The organism is Flavobacterium hibernum (assembly GCF_000832125.1).
Lineage (GTDB): Bacteria > Bacteroidota > Bacteroidia > Flavobacteriales > Flavobacteriaceae > Flavobacterium > Flavobacterium hibernum.
Genome location: NZ_JPRK01000004.1, coordinates 92232 through 115298, shown reverse-complemented (window position 1 = coordinate 115298; position 23067 = coordinate 92232). Strand labels below are relative to the sequence as shown.

Sequence of the window (23067 nt, the reverse complement as noted above, 5' to 3'; positions counted from 1 at the left end):
TTGTCCCATGGAAAAAGAACATCAAATTTTTGGAATTAGAGCCATTATAGAAGCAATTCAAGCAGGAAAAGAAGTTGATAAAGTATTTATACAAAAAGAGATTTCTGGTGAATTAATGAAAGATTTAATGAAAGTGATGAAACGCGCTAACATTAATTTCTCATATGTACCTGTTGAAAAACTAAATCGTTTAACACCTAATAATCACCAAGGAGCAGTTGCTACTATTTCTCCTATAGGTTTTATTGATCTAGAACATTTAGTAGAGTCTACTATTGCAGCTGGTTCTAAACCTTTATTTTTAATATTAGATCAAATCTCTGACGCTCGAAATTTTGGAGCAATTATCAGAACAGCTGAGTGTACCGGTGTAAACGGAATTATTGTTCAAAAAGCAGGTTCTGCACCAGTAAATGGAGATACAGTTAAAACATCAGCCGGTGCCGTTTTTAATGTGCCAATTTGTAAAGTTGAACATATTAAAGATGCCATCTTCTATCTTCAAGGATCGGGAATCAAAACAGTTGCTGCAACAGAAAAAACAGATCAAAATATTTACGATATCGCATTAAACGAACCTGTAGCGATTATCATGGGTTCTGAAGACAGAGGGATAAATCCTTCGGTTCTTAAAATTGTTGACGAAAAAGCAAAATTACCAATGTTTGGATCGATAGGATCATTAAATGTTTCTGTTGCCTGCGGAGCATTCTTATATGAAACTGTTCGACAAAGAAGTTAAAAAGTATTGAGGTAAGATGACAAATAAATAAACTAATTGATGTCTTCAAAATCTACTCATAACATATTATTTTTAAAAATCTGTAGCTTATTTGTAGTTTTCATAACTACAAATTTAAGCTTCGGACAAACGACTACCTACGGTCAATCGTGGAATGAAGTTCAATTCAATCGAACCATTAATGAAAAATGGTCAACCGAATTAAATATTGGAACTTCATTTAGCAGCACAGCTACTTCATCAAACATATTCCAACAAAATACTCAGAATTCATTTAGAGCTTGGGGACATTATTATTTAACTCCCAGATGGAAACTTTCTTCATTTATTGCCTACTATGATAATAAAGATGTCCCAGAAATAGGTCAGTTTAAATCGCCTGAATGGAGATTAGCTTTACAAGGAATTTATTATTTCCATAAAACAGGCTATTCGTTAAGTACCAGAATGAGACTTGAACTTAGACATATGAGAAATGGTGACGATGATTATGAAAATGTTCTTCGCTATCGTCAGCAAATAAAATTCATACAGCCTTTAAATAGTAAAGTTCTTAGAGCAGGAGTTATTTATGCTATAGCTTCGGATGAATTGTTTTTTAAATCCGGAACAAAAGTAACAGGTCTTAGTTTCTTTGACCGTAATCGATTAAATATAGGTGCGGGATATTTATTTAGTGATGACACACAAGTCGAACTTACCTATGGCAATGAATATCTTCCAAGAGACGAAGGCAATCAAATAGTCAATGCCGCGACCTTAACTATTACATTTAATAATCTCTTTAAAAAACTTAGAAAAAAACTGCAACATCAAGATCACACTTTAGACAAAGAAGACTAAGTTATTACTTATCAGTTTCTTCTTTTTCATCTTTTAGAAAGCATTTTAACTGCTCAATAATAGCATCTTTGTGTAGTTTAAAAGTATAATCACGAACAAACTCAGTTCCTTTCATATTAATTTCAGCCAATACTGCCTGAAACTTAGAAAAAGCATCAATATCTTTTTCATCAATTAAATAGAGCACTTGCATAATTGAATCATTTTTCCTGTATTGCGTGTCATAGTGCTTTAATTTATAAGCCTTATTATCATCAAGATGAATAACCAAATCATCTTTAATCTTCTTCCCTATTTGTTTAGGCGGAAATGGCGTAGGCTGTAAAGAAACGAAGTAATGTTCTTTGTCAGTTACAATATTAATTTTTAATGATTTTGATTTAGTTGAATAAAAAACAGCAGGCTCAAAGTAATACATCATAGACCCATCAGCTTGTACCCTATTTTTTATATCACATTGTGCAAAAGCTGTCCAGCTAGAAAAAATTGCAAAAATCAGAATTGCAAAACTTATCTTTTTCATAATAAACTAAATAAAGTTAGAAATGCCTTTAACAAAAATAGTCAATTATTATCAAATCAAAAATTCACAATTTATCATCTGATTCTGCTTTTGTCACAGTATAATGAACTGAAACATTTGAATTGAAATATGAAGGAAAAACCTCTTCCTCATCTTCCTCATCTTCCTGAATTTCCGTATTAACGAAATTTCCATTTTCATCAAAATGTTTCATAAAAGCATCTTCTTCAGGATTAAAATCCGGCCTTTGCCAATCGTAAACAATTGGTTTTGCATACTCTGGTGCCTTATATAATAAAGACATTACAAAACCAGTAATAAAACCAGCTAAATGTCCTTCCCAAGAAATTGTTTTATCTACCTCCGGAAAAACATACCAAATCATACCTCCATAAAGTAAAATCACAGATAATGAAAGTGCCACTAAACGATAATATCGCGTTTGAATTCCTTTAAAGAAAATAAAACTAACCAAAACATATATCAACCCACTTGCTCCGATATGATAATTTTCCCGACCAATTACCCACGTGATTAATCCCGAAAATAAAATTCCATAAACGATAACAGGAAGAGTTTGCTGAGGATAAAAAAACTTTAAAGCTGCCAACAAAACCAAAAGCGGAATGGAGTTGTTGTACAAATGACTTAAATTTTCATGAATAAAAGGACTAAACAAAACTCCTTGCAATCCCGAAAAACTTCTTGGATAAATACCATTTTGATAAAAATCGAAATCAAATCGAATTTGCACCCAATAAATAATCCACAAAAAAAGAACAAAGAATACAGGAAGTCCAATAACGGAATTTGAAAATTTAAAATGGTTATCGTTCATTGCTTTCGAAAATAAATTAAAAAATAGAACATCAAAAAACTATCCAATTACAATTTACTGATATTTTGTCAGCTAACGAAAATAGTCTTGTTTGCTGATCTTGGCCCTGATGGAAGCGACATCCTTTTTCTGGCTTCTTTAGACAGGAAAAGATATAGCGGACAGCAGGAATAGCTTCCGAATACTATAAAGTTTGAACTGAAAATAGTAATTTTACAAAATGGAAGCACCTTTAGCCGAGCGTATTCGCCCACAGCAATTAGAAGATTATATCAGTCAAAGTCATTTGGTTGGACCAAACGGTTCACTAACTCAACAAATTTCGAAAAGTATTATTCCGTCGTTAATATTTTGGGGGCCACCAGGGACAGGAAAAACAACTTTGGCTCAAATTATAGCACAGGAATCTAAACGACCATTTTACATCTTGAGTGCTATAAACTCGGGAGTTAAAGACATTAGAGATGTTATCGAAAAAGCAAAACAAAGCGGCGGATTGTTTACGGCTAAAAATCCGATTTTATTTATTGATGAGATTCATCGATTTAGCAAATCACAACAAGATTCTCTTTTAGCGGCAGTTGAAAAAGGTTGGATTACGCTTATTGGAGCAACAACTGAAAATCCAAGTTTTGAAGTTATCCCTGCATTATTGTCACGTTGTCAAGTGTATATACTGAATGCTTTTACAAAAGCCGATTTAGAAGCCTTACTACATCGCGCAATGAAAACGGACACTTATTTAGCTTCAAAAAATATTACATTGAAGGAAACAGAAGCTTTGCTCCGACTTTCTGGCGGAGATGGGCGAAAACTTCTTAATATTTTTGAACTTGTTATAAATGCTTCTGCCGGCGACGAAATAATTATTACAAACGACCGAGTTTTCGAATTGGTACAGCAAAACACTGTTTTGTATGACAAAAGTGGCGAACAACATTATGATATTGTCTCGGCATTTATAAAATCGATTCGTGGGAGTGATCCAAATGGAGCTGTTTATTGGCTCGCCCGAATGATTGAAGGTGGCGAGGATGTAAAATTCATCGCACGACGAATGCTTATTCTATCCAGTGAAGATATAGGGAATGCAAATCCAACAGCTTTTATAATGGCAAATAATACTTTTCAGGCGGTAACAACTATTGGATATCCTGAAAGCAGAATTATATTGAGTCAATGTGCAATTTATTTGGCAACTTCTCCAAAAAGCAATGCTTCGTATATGGCGATTGGTAATGCTCAACAATTGGTAAAACAAACTGGCGATTTACCTGTACCAATTCATTTGCGCAATGCTCCTACTAAACTTATGAAAGAATTAGGTTATGGCGACGATTATAAATATTCGCACGATTATGCAAATAATTTTGCCGAACAGGAATTTTTACCTGACGCCATAAAAAAAACGGTTCTTTACAATCCCGGAAACAATTCTAGAGAGAATAGTAACCGCGAATTTTTAAAGAACCGTTGGAAAGATAAATATGGTTATTAAACCTTATTTTATTTTAGAATTTTACTGAAACTTTTTCAGAAACTAATTGATCGTTTTTGTAATATTCAAAAAACCATTGATTGTCTTTTGCGTTTAAAGTTCCCTGAACACCATCTTTTATCGCTATAAATGAATCTGGACGAGATGTTTTTAGCAACTTCATAACCACTTTTGGTGTTTTATCAATTAATTGATAACCGTTTTCTGTTGGTTGTGCATACAATAAATTAGGATCTTTAACATCTGCAACCGGAGTAGATATTGCTGCAGCTGCTGGCGTTAATGGAACCATAGCAACAGATGTAGCCGCTTTTAGACTACTACTAACTTTTCCGTTATACTTATAATGCAAAGCATTTATCGAAGTAAATGCTAAATTCAGACATTCTCTATAAGCCAATTCATAATCTTTCTCTTTGCTTTTACCTACTTCAGATGTATAGATCACTTTTCCATAACAATCCTTGAACTCTACAAAAAGCTTAGTAACTAAAAAAGCATTGTCTTTTTTTACATCAACATACAAAAGATCACAACGATCACCAAATCCTTCCGGAAGAACTTCGTTACCATAAAAAGCCTGAAAACCAGCTTTATTTAAATTTGATTTTGTCATTGTTGACATTCTATATTGGTTTTCTGATTTAAGAAAATCATATCGCAATGGTACAATAACTCCTTTGTAATCGTTAACCGTTTGCGAAAACCCCATAACAGAAGTAATAAGTGCAATCAACAAAAATTTAATTCTCATAATTATAAATATTTTTTAAGTTCTAATAAATGGTTTATTTGTTTGATATTAACCGGAGCCTCAATCTTTTTCTCATTAAAAAAAATAGCGTCTAAGCCAGCATTCAAAGCCCCGTTGACATCAGCATCAAGGCAGTCGCCAATCATTACGCTAGTCTCCTTTGAAGCATTAGACACCTTTATAGCATAATCAAAGATAATACTATTTGGCTTTTTTACGCCAGCTAACTCAGAATTTGTTATAGTGGTAAAATAATCAGAAAGCGCAGCATTATTAATTTTCTTATCCTGAACCTTTGCAAAACCATTTGTAATGATGTGCAATTTATACTTAGGTTTCAGGTATTCCAGAACTTCAATCGCGCCATCAAAAAGATGATTATTATCGGTTAAAAATTCAATATAATCCTCTGAAATTTGATCAATATCTTCATCTGAAATTTCAACATTTAAGGCATCAAATGAGAACTTTAATCTGTTGTAGCGCAATTCCTGATGGGTAATCTTATCATGTTGATATAATTTCCAACATTCCTGATTTATTGGAGCGTATTTTTCGATAAAATCCTGAACCTTAATTTCGGGAAATCTAGTTTTAAAAATCCGATCAAAAGTCATTTCTGAGTTTTTATCAAAATCCCAAAGTGTATGATCTAAATCAAAAAAAACATCGGTAATAGTGGTATTCATAAGTTAAAATATTCCTTCATCTACAAAACTATAATATTTTGTTTCAGTTATGATCAAATGATCTAAAACTTTAACATCTAAACTTTCTCCGGCTAGCTTTATTTTATTTGTAATTTGCTTATCTGCCTCACTTGGCACCAAAGAACCTGAAGGATGATTGTGACACAAAATCAAGCCAATAGCTCTATTTTCAAGTGCTAATCTAAAAACCAATCGCACGTCAACAATTGTCCCTGTAATTCCTCCTTTACTTAATTGCGCTTTGGAAATTATCTTATTGGAATTGTTCAGAAAAATTACCCAAAATTCTTCATGAGAAAGCTCTCCAATAATGGGCTGCATCATATCGAAAACCATTTTGCTCGACGTGACTTTTTTTACATACTCACTTGCATCTTCAGATCTTCGACGACGGCCTAACTCAAGAGCTGCAATAATTGCAATTGCTTTTGCCTCTCCTATTCCTTTAAAATTCATTAATTGAGAAATAGACATTTTACCTAAAGAATTTAGATTATCTGTGCTCGATAAGATTCTTTTACTCAATGCGACAGCAGATTCATTTCTACTTCCAGAACCTATTAAAATAGCCATTAATTCGGCATTACTTAAGGCTTCTTTGCCTTTCATCATTAATTTTTCTCTCGGACGATCTTCTTCAGACCAATCCGTTATAGGAAAATAAGTAGATTCCATTTATTTAAAATCAAATAATGACTTACTCATACAAACACTATTCTTTAAACCAACATAAGGTTCGTAATTCACTACAATTTCAAATCCTACTTTTTGATATAAACTTATAGCTTCAACCTGTTTGTATAAGGTTTCTAAAATCATCGATTCAAAACCTTTTTTCCTCGCTTCGATTTCTAATTCTTTAATTACTTGTTGAGCCAATCCTAAACCTCTCGCTTCTGGCGAAACAAACATTCGCTTTAACTCTACTGTTATTTCATTATATTTTTTAAAACATCCGCTGGCGACAGCTTTTTCATCTAAATAAATTAACACAACATCGTCGTTAAATTCTATAATATTATTACCCCAATAATCCTTTTTTAGTTCAGGATAACGCTCCCATAAAAATGCATCGAATGTTTTTATTAATGTAATAAAATCAGGGTTTTCGCTTGTTGTTTTCACAACTTTTATTCTTGAATTCATTTTACTATAATCTTAAAAGGCTAATATATTTAAAAATAAGAAAAATCACTCACAAAAAAATCATTACTATTTTTTAATTGGTTAATTTTAAAGACAATTCCAATCCTTTAATCTTAGAACTACAAACGTATGAAATCAGTTCTCACTCTAGTAATCGTCTTGTTTTTAGCTTCATGCAACCAAAAGAAAGAAAACACATCTATTGCTCAAAACTCTAAAACACTAGCAAAAACTTTTCCCGAAAAATTATCCGAAGCCGCAATTTCTATAATAGATCCTTCTATCGATTACGATCCTGCATACTTTTCAATAAAATATCCAAATGGAGACGTTCCAAAAAACAAAGGAGTTTGTACTGATGTTATTATTCGAGCCTACCGAAAACTTGACATTGATTTACAAAAAGAAGTACACGAAGATATGATTAGTCATTTTTCAGAATATCCGAACTTACAAAAGTGGGGAATGACAAAAACCGATACTAATATCGATCATAGAAGAGTTCCGAATTTAGAAATCTTCTTTGAGAGAAATGGCGAAGAGCTTCCAGTAACCAATAATCCTAAAGATTATAAAACCGGAGAAATTGTTACCTGGATGATTAATGATAAATTACCTCATATCGGAATTGTTACCAACCAAAAATCTCGCGACGGAAAACGAAATCTAATTGTACACAATGTGGGAGGGGGTCAAATTTTAGACGATTGTCTATTTGATTACAAAATTGTAGGACATTATAGATATTGGGAGTGAAATTCCAAAAAATAAAATCCAAATTCCAACTTAGTCCGCAGATTTTAAAAGTAAAATTAAAAAAAATGCCAATTACAAAACTGCAATTGGCACATTATCTTATTATCAAATTGACTAATTATCTAATTAGCGCTTTTACTTCATCAAAGTTAAGTCCTCCGTAATTTCCGGAACTCATTAATAATAAAGCCGAATTATCAAGATTTAGATTAAAAAGATATTCTTTAAATTCAGCAGGATTAGTATAAATAATCAAATCTTCACGATTAAAAGCCGTTGCAATTTGCTCGTACGTAACTTCTTCTAATTGTTTAATTTTTACCGCATCTGGCGAATAAAACACTACAGCAACGTCTGCGTACTCTAGTGCTCCTTCATATTCTTTTAAAAACTCAGCATTTAAACTGCTATAAGTATGCAACTCTAAACAAGCCACTAAAGTTCTGTTTGGATATTGCTCTTTTACCGCTTTTGTAGTAGCAGCCACTTTACTTGGTGAATGTGCAAAATCTTTGTAAGCAACCTTACCTTTTCCTTCTGCTATTTTTTCTAAACGTTTAGATGCACCTTTAAAACTTGCAATAGCTTCATAAAAATCCGCTTCGTCTACGCCCATGTTTTGGCAAATCCATTTTGCTCCGGCCAAGTTATTTAAATTATGTGCTCCAAAAACCTCAATTGGCATATCGCCTTCTGGAGTTTCTAACAAAGTTACTCCATCACTTACACTATATTTTGGTGTTGAATAAGCCAATTTACGAATTGGATTTGTCGCAGCCTCAGCAACACGTTTTACTTCGGCATCATCTTCATTATAAACCAAGATTCCTCCATTTGTAATCTTTGCAATAAAAATTTCAAATTGCTCTACATAATTTTCATACGTCGGAAACACATTAATATGATCCCATGCAATTCCTGAAATCAATGCAATGTTTGGTTGATATAAATGAAATTTAGGGCGTCTGTCTATTGGAGAAGATAAATACTCATCACCTTCCAGAACCATAAAATCATTTTCTTCTGTAAGATGCACCATTGTATCAAAACCTTCTAATTGTGCACCAACCATGTAATCAACTTCAATATTATGATAATGCATAACATGCAAAATCATCGAAGTAATAGTTGTTTTTCCGTGAGAACCACCAATTACAACACGCGTTTTATTTTTAGATTGTTCGTACAAAAACTCAGGATACGAATAAATTTTCAAACCAAGTTCCTGCGCTTTCAATAACTCAGGATTATCTGCCTTTGCATGCATTCCTAAAATTATCGCATCAATATCTGCCGTGATTTTTTCAGGAAACCAACCCAACTCAGCAGGTAGAATTCCTTTTTTCTCCAATCTTGATTTTGATGGCTCAAAAATAGCATCATCGCTACCTGTAACCTGATATCCTTTATTATGCAATGCCAATGCTAAGTTATGCATGGCACTTCCGCCTATTGCGATGAAATGTGTTCTCATTTAAAATGTTTGATCGTTAAACTGTTTAATTGGTTAATCGAAATAACTAATTAAACCCGTTAATTATTTTTCAAAAATAAGGAAATATAAAATGTCTCATTTGCTTTTAGAGATAAATTAGTAATTTGTACGAAATTTATTTTTAAAGCTTCCCAACCTTTTACCAAAAATAATACTCTATAGATAAAAACTACTTTATGAAAAATATATTATTTGTTTTCTTATTGATTTCTTCGGCACTTTTTGCGCAACAAAATGATAAAAAATGGGATAAGGTTATTGCCCACGAAAACGAAGGCAAAATTAAATCGGCAAATGAAATTGTTCTCAAAATATACAACAAAGCCATTGAGGATAAAGACGAAGCAGAAATAATAAAATGTTTTTTTTATCAATCTAAATATCTTCAGGTTATTGATGAAAATGCGCAAGCAAAGATTTTAAATAATCTTAAAACCGACATCAAACGACTTTCGACACCCTCAAAAGCAATTTTGAATTTAGTTTATGCAAAATGTCTTACTGATTATTATGCAAGAAATGAATATCAGATCAAAAAAAGGACAAACATTTCAACCTTAAATGAAGACTTCCTGACATGGACCGAAAAAAACTTTACAGATCAAATTAATACATCTTTAAAGCAAACCCTAGAAAGTGAATCGATTTTAAAAAATACTCCTTTAATAAAATACGAATCTATTTTTGACTATTCGACTTTAGAAAAATTCAAAACACAAAATTTATACGAATATTTACTAAAGGAAAACATCACTATATATTCTCAAAAAGTTCATCAATGGGAGATTCAAAAAAAGGAATTTGAGTCGTACAAAAAACAGCTTCTAGGAAAATCGTCTGTTTTTATTGCGTTAAATTTAGATTTTGTACCCAATGAAAACTTGCGTACCCTTTTAAATTTATATCAAAAACAAGAAAAAGCCAATCCAAATATTGACAATCAATTAGAGAGATTATTGTATTGCAAAACTAATTTGGTTGATTCTATTGAAGATTATACTCGTGCACTAATCATGCTTCAAAAAAGCACGAATGACGAAACTTCAATTCAAAAAATTCAACTAATAAGAGCGATACTTTTATCGCAACAAGCCTCAAAAGCAATTCATCCTGATTACAACACCAAAGCTATTGCTATACTCGATAGTATTTTAACCAAAAACAATAATACAAACGCATACCAATCAGCAATACAACGAAAAGATTTTATCACTTCGAAAAGCATAACTGCCCAACTTAACAAAAATAGTTACAGCGACGAATACACAAGAGCTTTTATTCAATACAAAAATGTTGACCATTTAAAAGTTTCATTTTTTAAGATTAATCAAAATCGCATAAATGAGTTTAGAAATTCTCCTCTTGATAAAGACAGTCTTGTAAATGTGATAATTGAAAAGCAAAAAGCAATAAAATCTTCTGATTATCAACTTATAAATAAAAAGGATTATTTTCAATATTCGACAGAAATTCTCTTACCGCAACTGAAAACAGGAAATTATTTGGTTTATTTTGAAAGCGACTCCGACTTAAAAGAAACAAAAGCTTTTGCTTACGAAACCATTACAATTTCGAATATTGCGCTTTTGGCCTCGCAAAAAAATAAAACAGAAAGTTTTCAGGTCTTGGACAGAAAAACGGGAAAGCCTCTCGAAAATGTATCGATAAAACTTTTAAATGAGACTATCAAAACGGACAAAAATGGTTTTGCTTCACACGTTAAAGAAAACAACAACTATAATTACGAACCTCTTTTATTGACAACAGAAAAAGACACTATTTTAATCGTTAAAAATTATATTCGTTACAATCGCGATTATACAACAGATGTTGAAGAGGAAAGTAAAGGGAAAGGAAAAGTCGAATTTTATTTAGACAGAGCAATTTATCGTCCCGGACAAACTGTTTTTTATAAAGGAATTGCAATACAGAAAAAACAAAATAAAACAAATGTTGTAGCTAAAACATCGTTTGAAATTAGTATTAGAGATGCGAACAATGAAACATTGAAAGAGTTTGACGTCACAACCAACGAATTCGGTTCTTTCTCAGGCGAATTTGTTTTGCCCAAAACAGGACTTACCGGCACTTTTAGCATTGTTGCCAGAGAACCTACAGATCCAGAAAAAGATATCGTTTATAACAAAGCTAAAGAAGAACATCCGTTTTGGGATAATGTTGATTTTGATAATTCTCAAACCAGCTTTAGAGTCGAAGAATACAAGCGCCCTAAATTTGAAATCGTTTTTGAACCCAAGAAAAAAACATTTCAAATCAACCAAACAATTAAAGTCGATGGAACTGCAAAAGCATTTGCAGGCAGTTCAATTTCAGACGCAAAAGTCACTTATACAGTAACAAGATACACCAGTTATTTTAGAAATTATTACGGACAAGAAGAGCATGAATTTGTAGCAACTGGCGAAACCAAAACAGATGCTTCGGGCAAATTTGTAATTGATTTTATTGCATTACCATCAAAAAATGCAATTAAAGAACAATTACCCGTTTTCAATTATATTGTAAAATCATCGGTTACAGATATCAATGGCGAAACTCATGAAGCTCAAACAACTGTTAAGGTAGGTTATCATGATTTGATGCTTAATCTTATCGCTCCCAACAGAATTGAAACCAAAAATAAAACCGAAATTGAAATTTCGACCACTAATCTAAATGGAGAATTTTTAGCTGCCAAAGGCGAAATTAAAATATATTTTGTTAGTCCTTTTGCAAACAAATTTAAAGCAAGAGTTTTTGCAAGACCAGATATTCAATCAATTTCAGATCAGGAATTCGAAAAATTGTTCCCGTACGAAAACAACCAAAAACCAGTAAGTAAAGAAACTGAAACATTAGTCTATTCTAAAAATATCGATTCATCAAAAGATAAAAAACTGGCTTTAGATTTTATTTCAAATTATAAGTCGGGAAATTACAGAATTGTATTTTCAGCAAAGGACAGTTTTAATAATGCTATCGAAACCTCTCAAGACATTGTACTTTTTCAGAGTAATGACAAACTACGTCATGGCACCTTAGTTACAGCCAATCAAATAAATGACGATGCCAAAAAAGATGGTTTTGCACTAATAAAACTTACTTCGATTGTTCCTGAACTTTATGTCACCGTTAGCGGAAACTATGAAAGTAAAATGTTTTTTCAGAAAGTTTATCATTTAGAAAACAACGAAGTCACAATCAAAGTTCCTGTGAAAAATGAATTCGACAAATCTTTAAAAATAGGTTTCGAGAGTATTTTTGAAAATGACAGTTATAGCAATGATATAGAGGTTGCTTTAAAAATAAAAGAACCAAAACTTGACTTTAATGTAGAAACTTTTAGAAGTAAAATACAACCCGGAACCAACGAAAATTGGTCTTTTAAATTAAATGCTATAAACACAAAATCTGAGGCCGAAGTTCTAGCTTCAATGTACGACAGTTCATTAGATCAATTTTCTAAAAGCGACTGGGGAAGATTGGCCTTTTACGACTATAATTATAATGAAGTTAACTCTAAATCTCCTTTAGGGTTCGAAAAAACTTATATTGACGTTCGAAACTTAAATTCAATCTCAAATCGACTTGAATTTAAAACTGAAAATACTAAATTAATGTGGTTTGGATTTGATTTCAACAATAAAAACAGCAATGTTTATTTACAAAGAGAATATCAAAAACAAATTAATAAAAAATACAAAAAACCAATAAACGCAAAAAACATTTCTGGAGTCGTTAGAGATCTGTCTAACTTATCACTTCCTGGAGTTTCAATTGCTGTAAAAGGCACTCCAAGATCGACAACTACAGATTTTGATGGTTTTTTCGAAATTGAAGCCGCGCCAAATGAAGAACTTATATTTACTTACATTGGTTTCAAACAACAGTCTGTTAAAGTTGCAAAAAATAAAAATATAGACATTGCTCTAACTCCAGAAGAAAATAGTTTAAGCGAAGTTGTTGTTGTAGGATATGGAACTCAAAAAAAATCGATGCTAACGGGAGCAGTTGCATCTGTACGATCGCAAAACGAAGAAGTTCAAGAAGACAACAATGTATATAATACGGCAGGAGTCGAAGATTCTTTAGAAAGTAGAGTTTCGGGTATTAAAATTAGAGGAACTGGGTCTATTACAGGAAAAAACCCAATCTATGTTGTTGATGGGCAAATTATGACCGATATAAATAACATAAATACTAAAGATATACTTTCTATAGAAGTCCTAAAAGATGAAAAGGCAACAGCTCTTTACGGAAGCAAAGGCGCAAATGGAGTTGTAATTGTGACAACAAAAGCTGCTTTAGAAGCCTTAACTCAAGTAAAAGCAAGAAAAAATCTTTCTGAAACTGCCTTCTTTTTACCCAATTTAAGAACGGATTCTAGCGGAAAAGTAAGCTTTAACTTTACTTCGCCCGAAGCTTTAACCGCGTGGAAACTTCGTTTAATGGCGCATAATAAAAATGCCGTAACGGGTTATTTAGAGAAAAGTGTTGTAACTCAAAAAGAATTGATGGTTTTACCAAATTTCCCTCGCTTTTTTAGAGAAAAAGACACGATTGTTATTTCGGCAAAAATCTCAAATATCACGGATCAAGCCAAAACAGGAATTGCTATTTTACAGTTTTTTAATGCTACAACCATGCAGCCAATCGACAGTAAAATGCTCAATGCAAAAAACGTTAAAAACTTTACTATTGAGCCTTTTGGAAACACAACCGCAACTTGGACAATTTCTATCCCGGAAGGTTTGCAAGGCGTTCAATATAAAATTTTGGCCAAGTCCGCTAATTTTTCTGATGGAGAAGAAAACATACTTCCGGTTCTAACCAATAATATGCTGGTTACTGAAAGTATCCCAATTTGGGTTCGCGAAAATTCTACAAAAGAATATACGTTTGAGAATTTAAAAAACAACAATTCTTCGACTTTAAAGAATCATCTATTTACATTAGAATATACCTCAAATCCTTCGTGGATTGCGATTCAGTCTTTGCCTTATTTAATGGAATTTGAACATGAATGTGCTGAGCAAACTTTTGCACGTTTTTATGCTAATGCATTGGCTTCGGAAATTATTTCAAGTAATCCGAAGATTGCAACTGTTTTTGAAGAATGGAGAAAAAACGGAAAACTTAATTCTAAATTAGAAGAAAATGAAGAACTTAAATCGATTATTCTGGCAGAAACGCCTTGGTTAAATGATGCTCAAAGCGAAGACGAAAAGAAAAAAAATCTAGCACTTTTATTCGATTTAGAAAAAATGAAAACTTCGCAAGAAGCAACTTTCGACAAACTAAAACAAAAACAAAAAACATCTGGCGCATTTGCTTGGTTTGACGGAAGTGACGAAAACGAATATATTACAAGACATATTCTGGCCGGTTTAGGACATTTGTCTAAATTAAGTAAAAGTAATGCTGGCAAAATAGAGCAAATCTCTAAAACCGGAATTCCGTTTTTAGATGCTAAGTTTTTAGAGAACTATAAAAGAAGAACCAAAAACTTAAAAACAACTGATAAACTAATTTGGATTAATCCATATTCTGATTTGCATTATCTGTACACAAGAAGTTTTTATTTAGATAAATATCCGTTATCTGACACGTTAAAAAAAGCAACTAAATTGTATCTGGAAACTGCCAAGAAAGATTGGTTATCTTATTCGCTGTACGAAAAAGGACTTGCCGCTTTAACTTTAAATCGTTTGGGAGAAAGTGATTCTGCAAAAAAAATCATCGAAAGTCTAAAAGAAACATCTTCTAACAATGAAGACTGGGGTATGTACTGGATTACAAATAAATCTGGTTGGTATTGGTATCAGGCACCTATTGAAACTCAGGCGCTATTAATTGAGGCTTTCGCCGAAGTGAATCACGATACCAAATCTGTAGATGCAATGAAAGTTTGGTTATTAAAAAACAAACAAACTAAAAACTGGCCTACTACAAAATCGACAACAGAAGCTGTTTATGCTTTATTAATGCAAGGAAATGATTGGTTAAGCGTAAAAGACAATACAGTTATTAAAATTGGAGATGAAAAAATTCTAACCAAAAAATTATCTGAAAACCAAAAAGAAGCAGAAACTGGTTATATCAAACTAAACTGGAAAGCTGATGAAATTAAAAAAGATATGGCTTCAATTAGTATTCAAAACAAATCAAAAGTTCCTGCATATGGCGGAGTTTATTGGCAATATTTTGAAGATTTGGATAAAATCAAAACCAATTCAGGCGCATCGTTATCTGTTTCGAAAGAATTGTATTTAAAGAAAAGTACTTTAAAAGGTGATGAATTAGAGATAATCACAAATAAAAACTCATTAAAAATCGGTGACTTAGTTACAGTTCGATTGATCATTACATCAAAAGAAGATATGGAATTTGTTCATTTAAAAGATATGAGAGCTTCTTGTTTTGAACCTGTAAATGTTCTTTCAGAATATCAATACAAAGATCGATTAGGATATTATATGAGTACCAAGGATGCCGCAACTCATTTTTTCTTTGACCGAATTGATAAAGGAACTTATGTTTTAGAATATGATATTAGAGTAAACAACAGTGGCGAATTCAGTAATGGAATTACAACTATTGAAAGTATGTATGCTCCTGAATTCTCAAGTCATTCTAAGGGTATTCGGGTGAAGGTGAATTAATAAAATTCCAATTTTTAAATTCCAAATCCCAAACAATAGAGCAAAAAATTTTCCGCCACGAATTCACTAATTTTATTATCAAAGATTGTCAAAAAATAATTCGTGAATTCGTGGCGGAAAAAAAACAAAAACCCGACAGTTTAAAAAACTGTCGGGTTTACTTTTATAATAAAACTTCGATTATTTTATAATCGTCATTTCATCAATAATGTTTTTAGCTCCAGCGTATTTGTCAATAATCCAAAGTACATAACGAATATCTACGTTGATTGTTCTTTGCAATTTAGGATCAAAAATAACATCTCCAGCCATAGCTTCGATGTTACCATCAAAAGCAATTCCAATTAATTCTCCTTTTCCGTTAATAACTGGTGAACCTGAGTTTCCTCCAGTAATATCATTATCAGTCAAAAAGTTTACTGGCATGTATCCTGCTTTATCAGCATATTGTCCAAAATCTTTCTTCTTGTTTAATTCTAATAAACGTTTTGGTAAATCAAATTCCTGATCTCCTGCTTTATATTTTTTAACCATACTTTCCATAGTCGTATAGTTGTTGATTTTAACATCGTTACGAGGATCAGCTGGCAAAGCACGAACTTTTCCGTAAGTCAATCTCAAAGTAGAGTTTGCATCTGGATATTGAATCGTGTTTAATTTTGACTCTCTTAAACCTTCAACTAATTTACGGTATGCACTAGCAAAACCATCATCAGCTTTCATTTGATCATCTGATTTAGCACGGTATTTTGTCATTAAATCATTAGAAATAATGTACAATGGATCGTGTACAATCGCTAATGGTTTTGGATTAGCCATAAATGCTAATACTTTTTCTTTAGTTGTAAAATAACTTACTTCTGTAGCTTTTGCAACATCTGCAGTAAAATCACCATTATTTTCTGATTTCATTTTTGCTACTTGTGGAGCTAAACCATAATCAGCAGCTTTTGCAGCATATAAATTCAATTGTGCAGTTAATACATCTTTTTCAAGTGGCGCATAAAATTCACCATAAATATTTTCGATTAATGCATTAATCTTAGGCAACATTTCAGCCTTTTTAGCATCATTCTCGTTATAATAAGCAATCAATGCATTACCTAAACTTGCTGGTCCACTTGCATAAAGAGATGTACGTAAAAGTTGTGTTAAGTAATTATCGTGAGTCGCTTTTAAGTTCGTTTCTCTGTAATAATCATTAATAGTTGGAATTACATTTTCGTACTTTTCTTTGTTAGCCGGTTTAGTTGCCCACTCATAGAACTTATCTTCTTGTTCTGTTTTAGTAGCAACTGTTCCCGCTTTTGTTAAAGCATCTATCATACCTTGACGGTTTTTCCAGTAATTTGCTGTCGAAGCATATTTAGATGCATATTGCAAACGAACTGTTGCATCTTTATCCATATACTTTTTCATTTGGTCCATTCCGGTTTTAGCACCTTCAACCCATGCAGGATATGCAAATTTTATATTTTGCTCAATTCCACCAGCTGGCATCCAACGGTTTGTTCTTCCAGGATATCCTAAAATCATTGCAAAATCATTTTCTTTAACACCTTTAATACTTACAGGTAAGTAATGTTTAGGTTGCAAAGGCACATTATCTTTAGAATAAGTTGCAGGATTTCCGTCTTTATCTGCATAAACTCTAAACATAGAGAAATCTCCAGTTTGACGAGGCCACTCCCAGTTATCTGTATCTCCACCAAATTTACCAACGCTTTCAGGAGGAGTTCCTACTAAACGAACATCAGTATAATCTTGGTAAACGAAGTAGTAATATTCATTTCCTTGAAAGAAAGGACGAACAGAAACAGTGTACTTTCCACCTTCATTATTTTCTTTCTCAATCAAAGCAATTTCTTGTTGAATCGCTTTGTTTCTTTCTGTTTCAGTCATTTTATCATTTACTTTTGATAAAATTCTTTTAGAAACATCATCCATACGAACGAAGAAACGAACATATAATGATTTTGGTTTCATCTCTGCACTTCTTTGCTTTGCCCAAAAACCATCTTTTAAATAATTTTGTTCAGCAGTAGAAAGTTCAGCAATTGCATCATATCCACAGTGATGATTAGTTAAAACCAGTCCCTCTTTAGAAACGATTTCTGCAGTACAACCTCCATTAAATTGTACAATCGCATCTTTTAAACTATGATGATTAATACTATAAATTTCTTCGGCTGTTAATTGCAAGCCCATTTTTTCCATATCTCTATGGTTCAATCTTTCGATAAACATCAAAAACCACATTCCTTCATCAGCTCTTACAGGAAAAGCCATTAGGCACATGGTCAAGAATAAAACTATTTTTTTCATGTTATTTTGTTTAAGTACCGCGAATATAACTCATTTTCGCAAAAAAAATAAGCAATATCATCAAAAACAAAACAATCCAGATCTATTACGAATCAATTTTGCGAAATTAATAATTTCATAAACAAGAAAAATCAGGCTATTTCTTAAAAGCAACCAATATAAATTATGATAAAACTCATACAAAATAAGAATAATAACCTTTTTTCTTTACTTTAATTGTAAAAATTAACTCTCATTTTAAAATTTTAAACATAAATCATTTCTTACAAAATATAGATTTGTAAGTTTGCCGCAATAAATCTATTAAGTATTAAAAATGAAAAAATTATTATTAGGAGTTGCTCTATTTATTGCAACTATATCGCACGCACAAAAGGGTTCTGTATTATTAGGTGGAAATGTTGGTTTTGCTTCAGAGAAAATTGGAGATGATAAATCTACAAATTTTGAATTCTCTCCTAAAGTAGGGTACCAATTTACAGACAATTGGACTGCCGGTGTTGAAGGTTCAATTATAAATGTAAAAATTGCTGGATTAGAGAAAACAGAAAGATACAGAATAGGTGGTTTTGTTCGTTACGCGCTTCCTCTTTCTGAAACATTTGCTTTTTACACAGACTTAGGAGCGGGATATCAAACAAACTCAATAAATAATGCAAAAGGGATGTATGTAAACATGACTCCAGCTTTATTCATTAACATGAAAAGAGGTTTTGGTTTAAACTTCTCAATTGGTGGAGTTAATTACGACAATATTGATGGTAAAAACGACTTGAGACAAGAGCGCTTTGGATTCGATTTTGGAAAAACGTTTAGCGTTGGAGTTTCTAAAAATTTCCAATTGTAAAACAGTATCATAGAGAATAATTTCATATAAAATTATTTGCTATTTGTTTTGGTAGTTAGTGAAAAACCCAACAAGTATAACTTGTTGGGTTCTTTTATTTAAAATCGATCTTTAATTTAATCGTTTAACATTTTCCATAATTTATCTTTTAAATCAGTCAAACCTTGTTGTGCAACTGACGAGATAAACATATAAGGAATGTCTTTGAAAGCAACATCTAACTCTACTTTCAATTCAGCTTTAAGTTCGTCATCCAGCATATCACATTTTGAGATCACCAAAAGACGTTCTTTGTCTAACATTTCAGGATTGTATTTTGTTAGCTCATTTACCAAAATATCATATTCAGCCTTGATATCTGGTGTATCAACCGGAACTAAAAATAATAGAGTTGAGTTACGCTCGATATGACGTAAGAAATAATGACCTAAACCTTTTCCTTCAGCAGCTCCTTCAATAATACCCGGAATATCTGCAATTACAAAAGATTGAAAATCTCTATAAGCTACAATTCCCAAGTTAGGTTTTAAAGTTGTAAAAGGATAATCGGCAATTTTTGGTTTTGCCGAGGTCAAAACAGATAATAAAGTTGATTTTCCAGCATTTGGAAAACCTACTAAACCAACATCTGCCAAAACTTTCAACTCTAAAATAACATCCATCTCTACACCTGGTAAACCTGGCTGTGCGTATCGTGGAGTTTGATTTGTTGAACTTCTAAAATGCCAGTTTCCTAAACCTCCTTTTCCTCCTCTTGAAAGAATTTGTTTTTCACCATCTTCAGTAATTTCAAATAAGGTTTCTCCTGTTTCTTTATCTTTTACTACAGTTCCTAATGGCACTTCGATAAATTTATCATCACCATCTGCACCAGTACTACGATCTCCTCCTCCATCTCCACCGTGACCGGCTTTAATGTGACGAGCAAATTTTAAATGAAACAATGTCCAAAGACCTTTATTTCCAACTAAATATACGTGTCCACCACGACCACCATCACCTCCGTCAGGGCCACCTTTTTCAATAAATTTCTCTCTATGTAAATGTGTAGATCCTTTTCCTCCCTTTCCGGAAGAAACATATATCTTAACATAATCTACAAAATTTCCTTCTGTCATTTTCTTTTTGTTTATGTGTAGTTTAAAGTTTAAAGTTTCAGGTTTCAAGTTGGCCTAACGCACTTCACTTGAAACCTGAAACTAATAAAACCTGAAACAAATTCTCTTTACTCCTTAAGTGCTTTCACCAACACTTTATCAATCTTTACGCCATCCATATCGATGACTTCTAATACAAATTTTTGCCAAATCAACTTTTCACCTTCTTTTGGAATATGCGAAAGCTCGGTCATAATCATTCCGCTTACAGTGTTTACCTCATAATCGTTTGTCAATTCATCCAACTCAAAATAAGTAAGAAAATCGTGCAATGAATAATGCCCATCAACTAACCACGAACCATCTTCTCTTTCTACTAGCTGAAATTCATCTTTATAAAAATCAGATGCATCTCCTACCAAGGCTTCAAGAATGTCATTTAAGGTAATAATCCCTTGAAAAACGCCATATTCATCAGAAACTAAAGCGTAATGAACTCCGGTTTTCTTAAAATTCTCAAGTGCTTTATAAGCTGTCGTCTGCTCCATTAAATAAGGAGGATCTGTCATTATTGCTCCTAAATCAAAATGGTCGCTTTCGATATTGGCGAATATATTTTTCAGGGTTACAACTCCAACTATATCATCGTAATTGTCTCTATAAACAGGATAAATTGTGTGTAAATCCATTAAAACCAATTCTTTTATTTTGGCTTTATCGGCATTAAAAGGCAACATATCTACCGATTTACGGTGTGTCATTAACGAATTTACTTTTCTATCTCCAATATGAAAAACACGTTCAACAATATCTTGTTCTATTTCCTGAACCTCTCCTCCTTCAGTTCCTTCTTTGATGATCGCTTTAATTTCTTCTTCTGTGACTTTTCCGTCAGCAGTTGGTTTAATTTGCAAAACATTCAACAAGAAATCAGTCGAAGATGTAAGAAGCCAAATAAATGGTGCCGTAATAATCGAAATGATTTTCATTGGCATCGCAACCATTTTTGCAATCGATTCCGGGTAATTTAATCCAATTCTTTTTGGAAGTAATTCTCCTAAAACCAAAGAGAAAAAAGTCAAAACTACAACCACAATTCCCACGGCAACAGAATGTGCATAAGGTTTTAAAACCGCAAATCCGCTTACGAAAGCTTCAACATCCATCGTTATTTTATCACCACTATAAATACCCGTCAAAATTCCAATTAAGGTAATACCGATTTGTACAGTCGATAAAAATTTATTTGGTGAATTGGCCAAATCCAACGCAATTCTGGCACTTTTATTTCCTTTTTTTGCTGCAGTTTCAAGTCTGTTTTTTCTAGCCGAAATCAATGCAATTTCTGACATCGAGAAAACTCCGTTTAATAGTATTAGAAAAAATATTATTAGTATTTCCAATTTGTGGTTTATTCGTTATATAATAGTCCTGTTAATGTAATTTGTAACCTAAATATGTTATAGCCCAGATGAAAGAGAAAAGTCCGGAACTAAAAAAACTAATTTTTCTTGCCAGAAAACCGTTGATTCCCAAAAGCTTAGGGAGATGTTCGTTTTACGTTTAGAAAAATAGTTTTTTTAGCTAGGACTTATTAACGTTCAGCAGGGAAAAGCTTCTACAAATTATCTATAACTGACGTTAATCGCTCTGTAATTTCTTCAACCGTTCCAATACCATTTACGGCATAAAACTTATTTTGTTCTTTATAATATCCAATTAATGGAGCTGTTTTTTCATTGTATTCCTGATATCTAACACGAATTTTTTCTTCGTCCTGATCGTCAGCTCTTCCACTAGTTTTTCCTCTTTCTAGTAAACGTGCTACTAAAATTTCATCATCTGCTTCTAATGCGATTGTAGCAGTAACACTTGAGCCAATTGTTGGTAAAAATTTATCTAAAGCTTTTGCCTGATCTAAAGTTCTTGGGTAACCATCAAATAAAAATCCGTCTGTATCCGGATGTTTGTTTACTTCATCAATTAACATTGCTGTGGTAACTTCGCAAGGAACTAATTCTCCATTGTCCATAAAAACCCTTGCTTTTTTACCTAAATCTGTATCATTTTTTAAATTAAAACGAAAAATATCTCCTGTTGAAAGATGAGTTAATTTGTATTTTTCTTTTAAAAATTCTGCCTGAGTTCCTTTTCCTGCTCCCGGCTTTCCAAATAAAACAATGTTAATCATAATATGAGTGAGTGTTGTTACTTCCGGATTTGCATACCAGAAGTTTTAAATGAATATATAGTTGTGTTTTGTTTAATATTATTCTGCCAATTTGTAAACTTCGGCAAGATTTCGCCCTAAACCATCATAATCTAGTCCGTAACCCACAATAAATTTGTTTGGAATTCTAATTCCGATATAATCTATTTTTATGTCTTTTTTGTATGCTTCAGGTTTAAAGAATAGCGTTGCAATTTTAAAATGTTTTACATTTCTTTCTTTAAACAATCTTTTTAATTCTTCGATTGTATTTCCGGTATCAATGATATCCTCAATAATAATTACGGTTCTACCTGTTAAATCCTGATTGATACCAATTAATTCTTTTACTGCATTGGTACTTTCAGTTCCTTCGTAAGATGACATTTTGATAAATGACACCTCGCAATGTTTTTTGTATTTTTTTAAAAAATCGGCAACAACCATAAATGCGCCATTCAGAACACCAATAAAAATTGGCGTCTCATCTCCAAAATCATCTTCGACTTGTGCCACCAATTTGGTTAAAGCAAAATCAATTTCTTTTGCCGAAATAAACGGAACAAATTGTTTATCGTGAAGTTGTATCATTATTTTTATGTTTAAAATAATGCGCAAAGAT

The 23067-nt window shown here is 32.3% G+C and carries 18 protein-coding genes; 6 read left to right on the top strand and 12 right to left on the bottom strand.

The genetic code is table 11. The features are described 5' to 3' along the window. Positions 1 to 7: 7 nt before the first annotated feature. Positions 8 to 742: a 23S rRNA (guanosine(2251)-2'-O)-methyltransferase RlmB gene (rlmB, locus tag IW18_RS03770; protein ID WP_041516256.1), complete on the top strand. Its 735-nt coding sequence runs from the start codon at positions 8 to 10 to the stop codon at positions 740 to 742. Positions 743 to 781: 39 nt separating this feature from the next. Next, on the top strand, positions 782 to 1585 hold the full coding sequence (locus IW18_RS03765; protein WP_041516255.1) for a DUF2490 domain-containing protein: 804 nt from the start codon (positions 782 to 784) through the stop codon (positions 1583 to 1585). Positions 1586 to 1589: 4 nt separating this feature from the next. Here the strand turns inward: IW18_RS03765 and IW18_RS03760 are convergent, their stop codons facing one another. After that, positions 1590 to 2108: a hypothetical protein gene (locus IW18_RS03760; protein WP_041516254.1), complete on the bottom strand. Its 519-nt coding sequence runs from the start codon at positions 2106 to 2108 to the stop codon at positions 1590 to 1592. Positions 2109 to 2172: 64 nt separating this feature from the next. Continuing rightward, a complete protein-coding gene (locus IW18_RS03755; protein WP_041516253.1) occupies positions 2173 to 2946 on the bottom strand; it encodes a rhomboid family intramembrane serine protease in 774 nt (257 codons plus the stop codon). Between the two features lie 220 nt (positions 2947 to 3166). Between IW18_RS03755 and IW18_RS03750 the strand changes: the two genes are divergently transcribed. Continuing rightward, positions 3167 to 4444 (top strand): replication-associated recombination protein A, encoded by a 1278-nt coding sequence (locus IW18_RS03750; RefSeq protein ID WP_041516252.1) that lies wholly within the window; start codon positions 3167 to 3169, stop codon positions 4442 to 4444. A gap of 13 nt (positions 4445 to 4457) precedes the next feature. Here the strand turns inward: IW18_RS03750 and IW18_RS03745 are convergent, their stop codons facing one another. From IW18_RS03745 to IW18_RS03730, 4 genes are read right to left on the bottom strand one after another with little or no spacing between them, the layout of a single operon-like run. Continuing rightward, the gene (locus tag IW18_RS03745) at positions 4458 to 5198 is read right to left on the bottom strand and encodes a hypothetical protein (protein ID WP_041516251.1); all 741 of its coding nucleotides are present in this window, start codon (positions 5196 to 5198) and stop codon (positions 4458 to 4460) included. Between the two features lie 2 nt (positions 5199 to 5200). Then, complete coding sequence (locus tag IW18_RS03740; RefSeq protein ID WP_041516250.1) at positions 5201 to 5887, bottom strand: YjjG family noncanonical pyrimidine nucleotidase; 687 nt, start codon at positions 5885 to 5887, stop codon at positions 5201 to 5203. A gap of 3 nt (positions 5888 to 5890) precedes the next feature. Next, positions 5891 to 6583, bottom strand: coding sequence for a RadC family protein (gene radC, locus IW18_RS03735; protein WP_041516249.1), 693 nt, complete (start codon positions 6581 to 6583; stop codon positions 5891 to 5893). Beyond that, a complete protein-coding gene (locus tag IW18_RS03730) occupies positions 6584 to 7054 on the bottom strand; it encodes a GNAT family N-acetyltransferase (RefSeq protein ID WP_041516248.1) in 471 nt (156 codons plus the stop codon). Between the two features lie 129 nt (positions 7055 to 7183). Between IW18_RS03730 and IW18_RS03725 the strand changes: the two genes are divergently transcribed. Beyond that, positions 7184 to 7810 (top strand): DUF1287 domain-containing protein, encoded by a 627-nt coding sequence (locus IW18_RS03725; RefSeq protein WP_041516247.1) that lies wholly within the window; start codon positions 7184 to 7186, stop codon positions 7808 to 7810. A 118-nt stretch (positions 7811 to 7928) separates the two neighbouring features. On the opposite strand, the gene IW18_RS03720 is transcribed toward IW18_RS03725, so the two are convergent. Next, positions 7929 to 9284 (bottom strand): UDP-N-acetylmuramate--L-alanine ligase, encoded by a 1356-nt coding sequence (locus tag IW18_RS03720; RefSeq protein ID WP_041516246.1) that lies wholly within the window; start codon positions 9282 to 9284, stop codon positions 7929 to 7931. A gap of 197 nt (positions 9285 to 9481) precedes the next feature. On the opposite strand from IW18_RS03720, the gene IW18_RS03715 reads away from it, so the two are divergent. Further along, positions 9482 to 15967, top strand: coding sequence for an alpha-2-macroglobulin family protein (locus IW18_RS03715; RefSeq protein WP_041516245.1), 6486 nt, complete (start codon positions 9482 to 9484; stop codon positions 15965 to 15967). 180 nt (positions 15968 to 16147) lie between these two features. Here the strand turns inward: IW18_RS03715 and IW18_RS03710 are convergent, their stop codons facing one another. Next, positions 16148 to 18292 (bottom strand): S46 family peptidase, encoded by a 2145-nt coding sequence (locus IW18_RS03710; protein WP_041516244.1) that lies wholly within the window; start codon positions 18290 to 18292, stop codon positions 16148 to 16150. 316 nt (positions 18293 to 18608) lie between these two features. On the opposite strand from IW18_RS03710, the gene IW18_RS03705 reads away from it, so the two are divergent. Then, the gene (locus IW18_RS03705; protein ID WP_041516243.1) at positions 18609 to 19139 is read left to right on the top strand and encodes an outer membrane beta-barrel protein; all 531 of its coding nucleotides are present in this window, start codon (positions 18609 to 18611) and stop codon (positions 19137 to 19139) included. 116 nt (positions 19140 to 19255) lie between these two features. Here IW18_RS03705 and obgE read toward each other — a convergent pair whose 3' ends face one another. The 4 genes from obgE to hpt form a co-directional block, all read right to left on the bottom strand. Beyond that, positions 19256 to 20257: a GTPase ObgE gene (obgE, locus tag IW18_RS03700; protein ID WP_041516242.1), complete on the bottom strand. Its 1002-nt coding sequence runs from the start codon at positions 20255 to 20257 to the stop codon at positions 19256 to 19258. Positions 20258 to 20364: 107 nt separating this feature from the next. Continuing rightward, positions 20365 to 21639, bottom strand: coding sequence for a hemolysin family protein (locus IW18_RS03695; RefSeq protein WP_084607914.1), 1275 nt, complete (start codon positions 21637 to 21639; stop codon positions 20365 to 20367). Between the two features lie 215 nt (positions 21640 to 21854). Continuing rightward, entirely contained in the window at positions 21855 to 22427 is a 573-nt protein-coding gene (locus IW18_RS03690) for an adenylate kinase (RefSeq protein ID WP_041516240.1), read from the bottom strand. Positions 22428 to 22505: 78 nt separating this feature from the next. Continuing rightward, positions 22506 to 23036, bottom strand: a complete 531-nt coding sequence (gene hpt / locus IW18_RS03685; protein WP_041516239.1) for a hypoxanthine phosphoribosyltransferase — start codon at positions 23034 to 23036, stop codon at positions 22506 to 22508. Positions 23037 to 23067 lie beyond the last annotated feature (31 nt).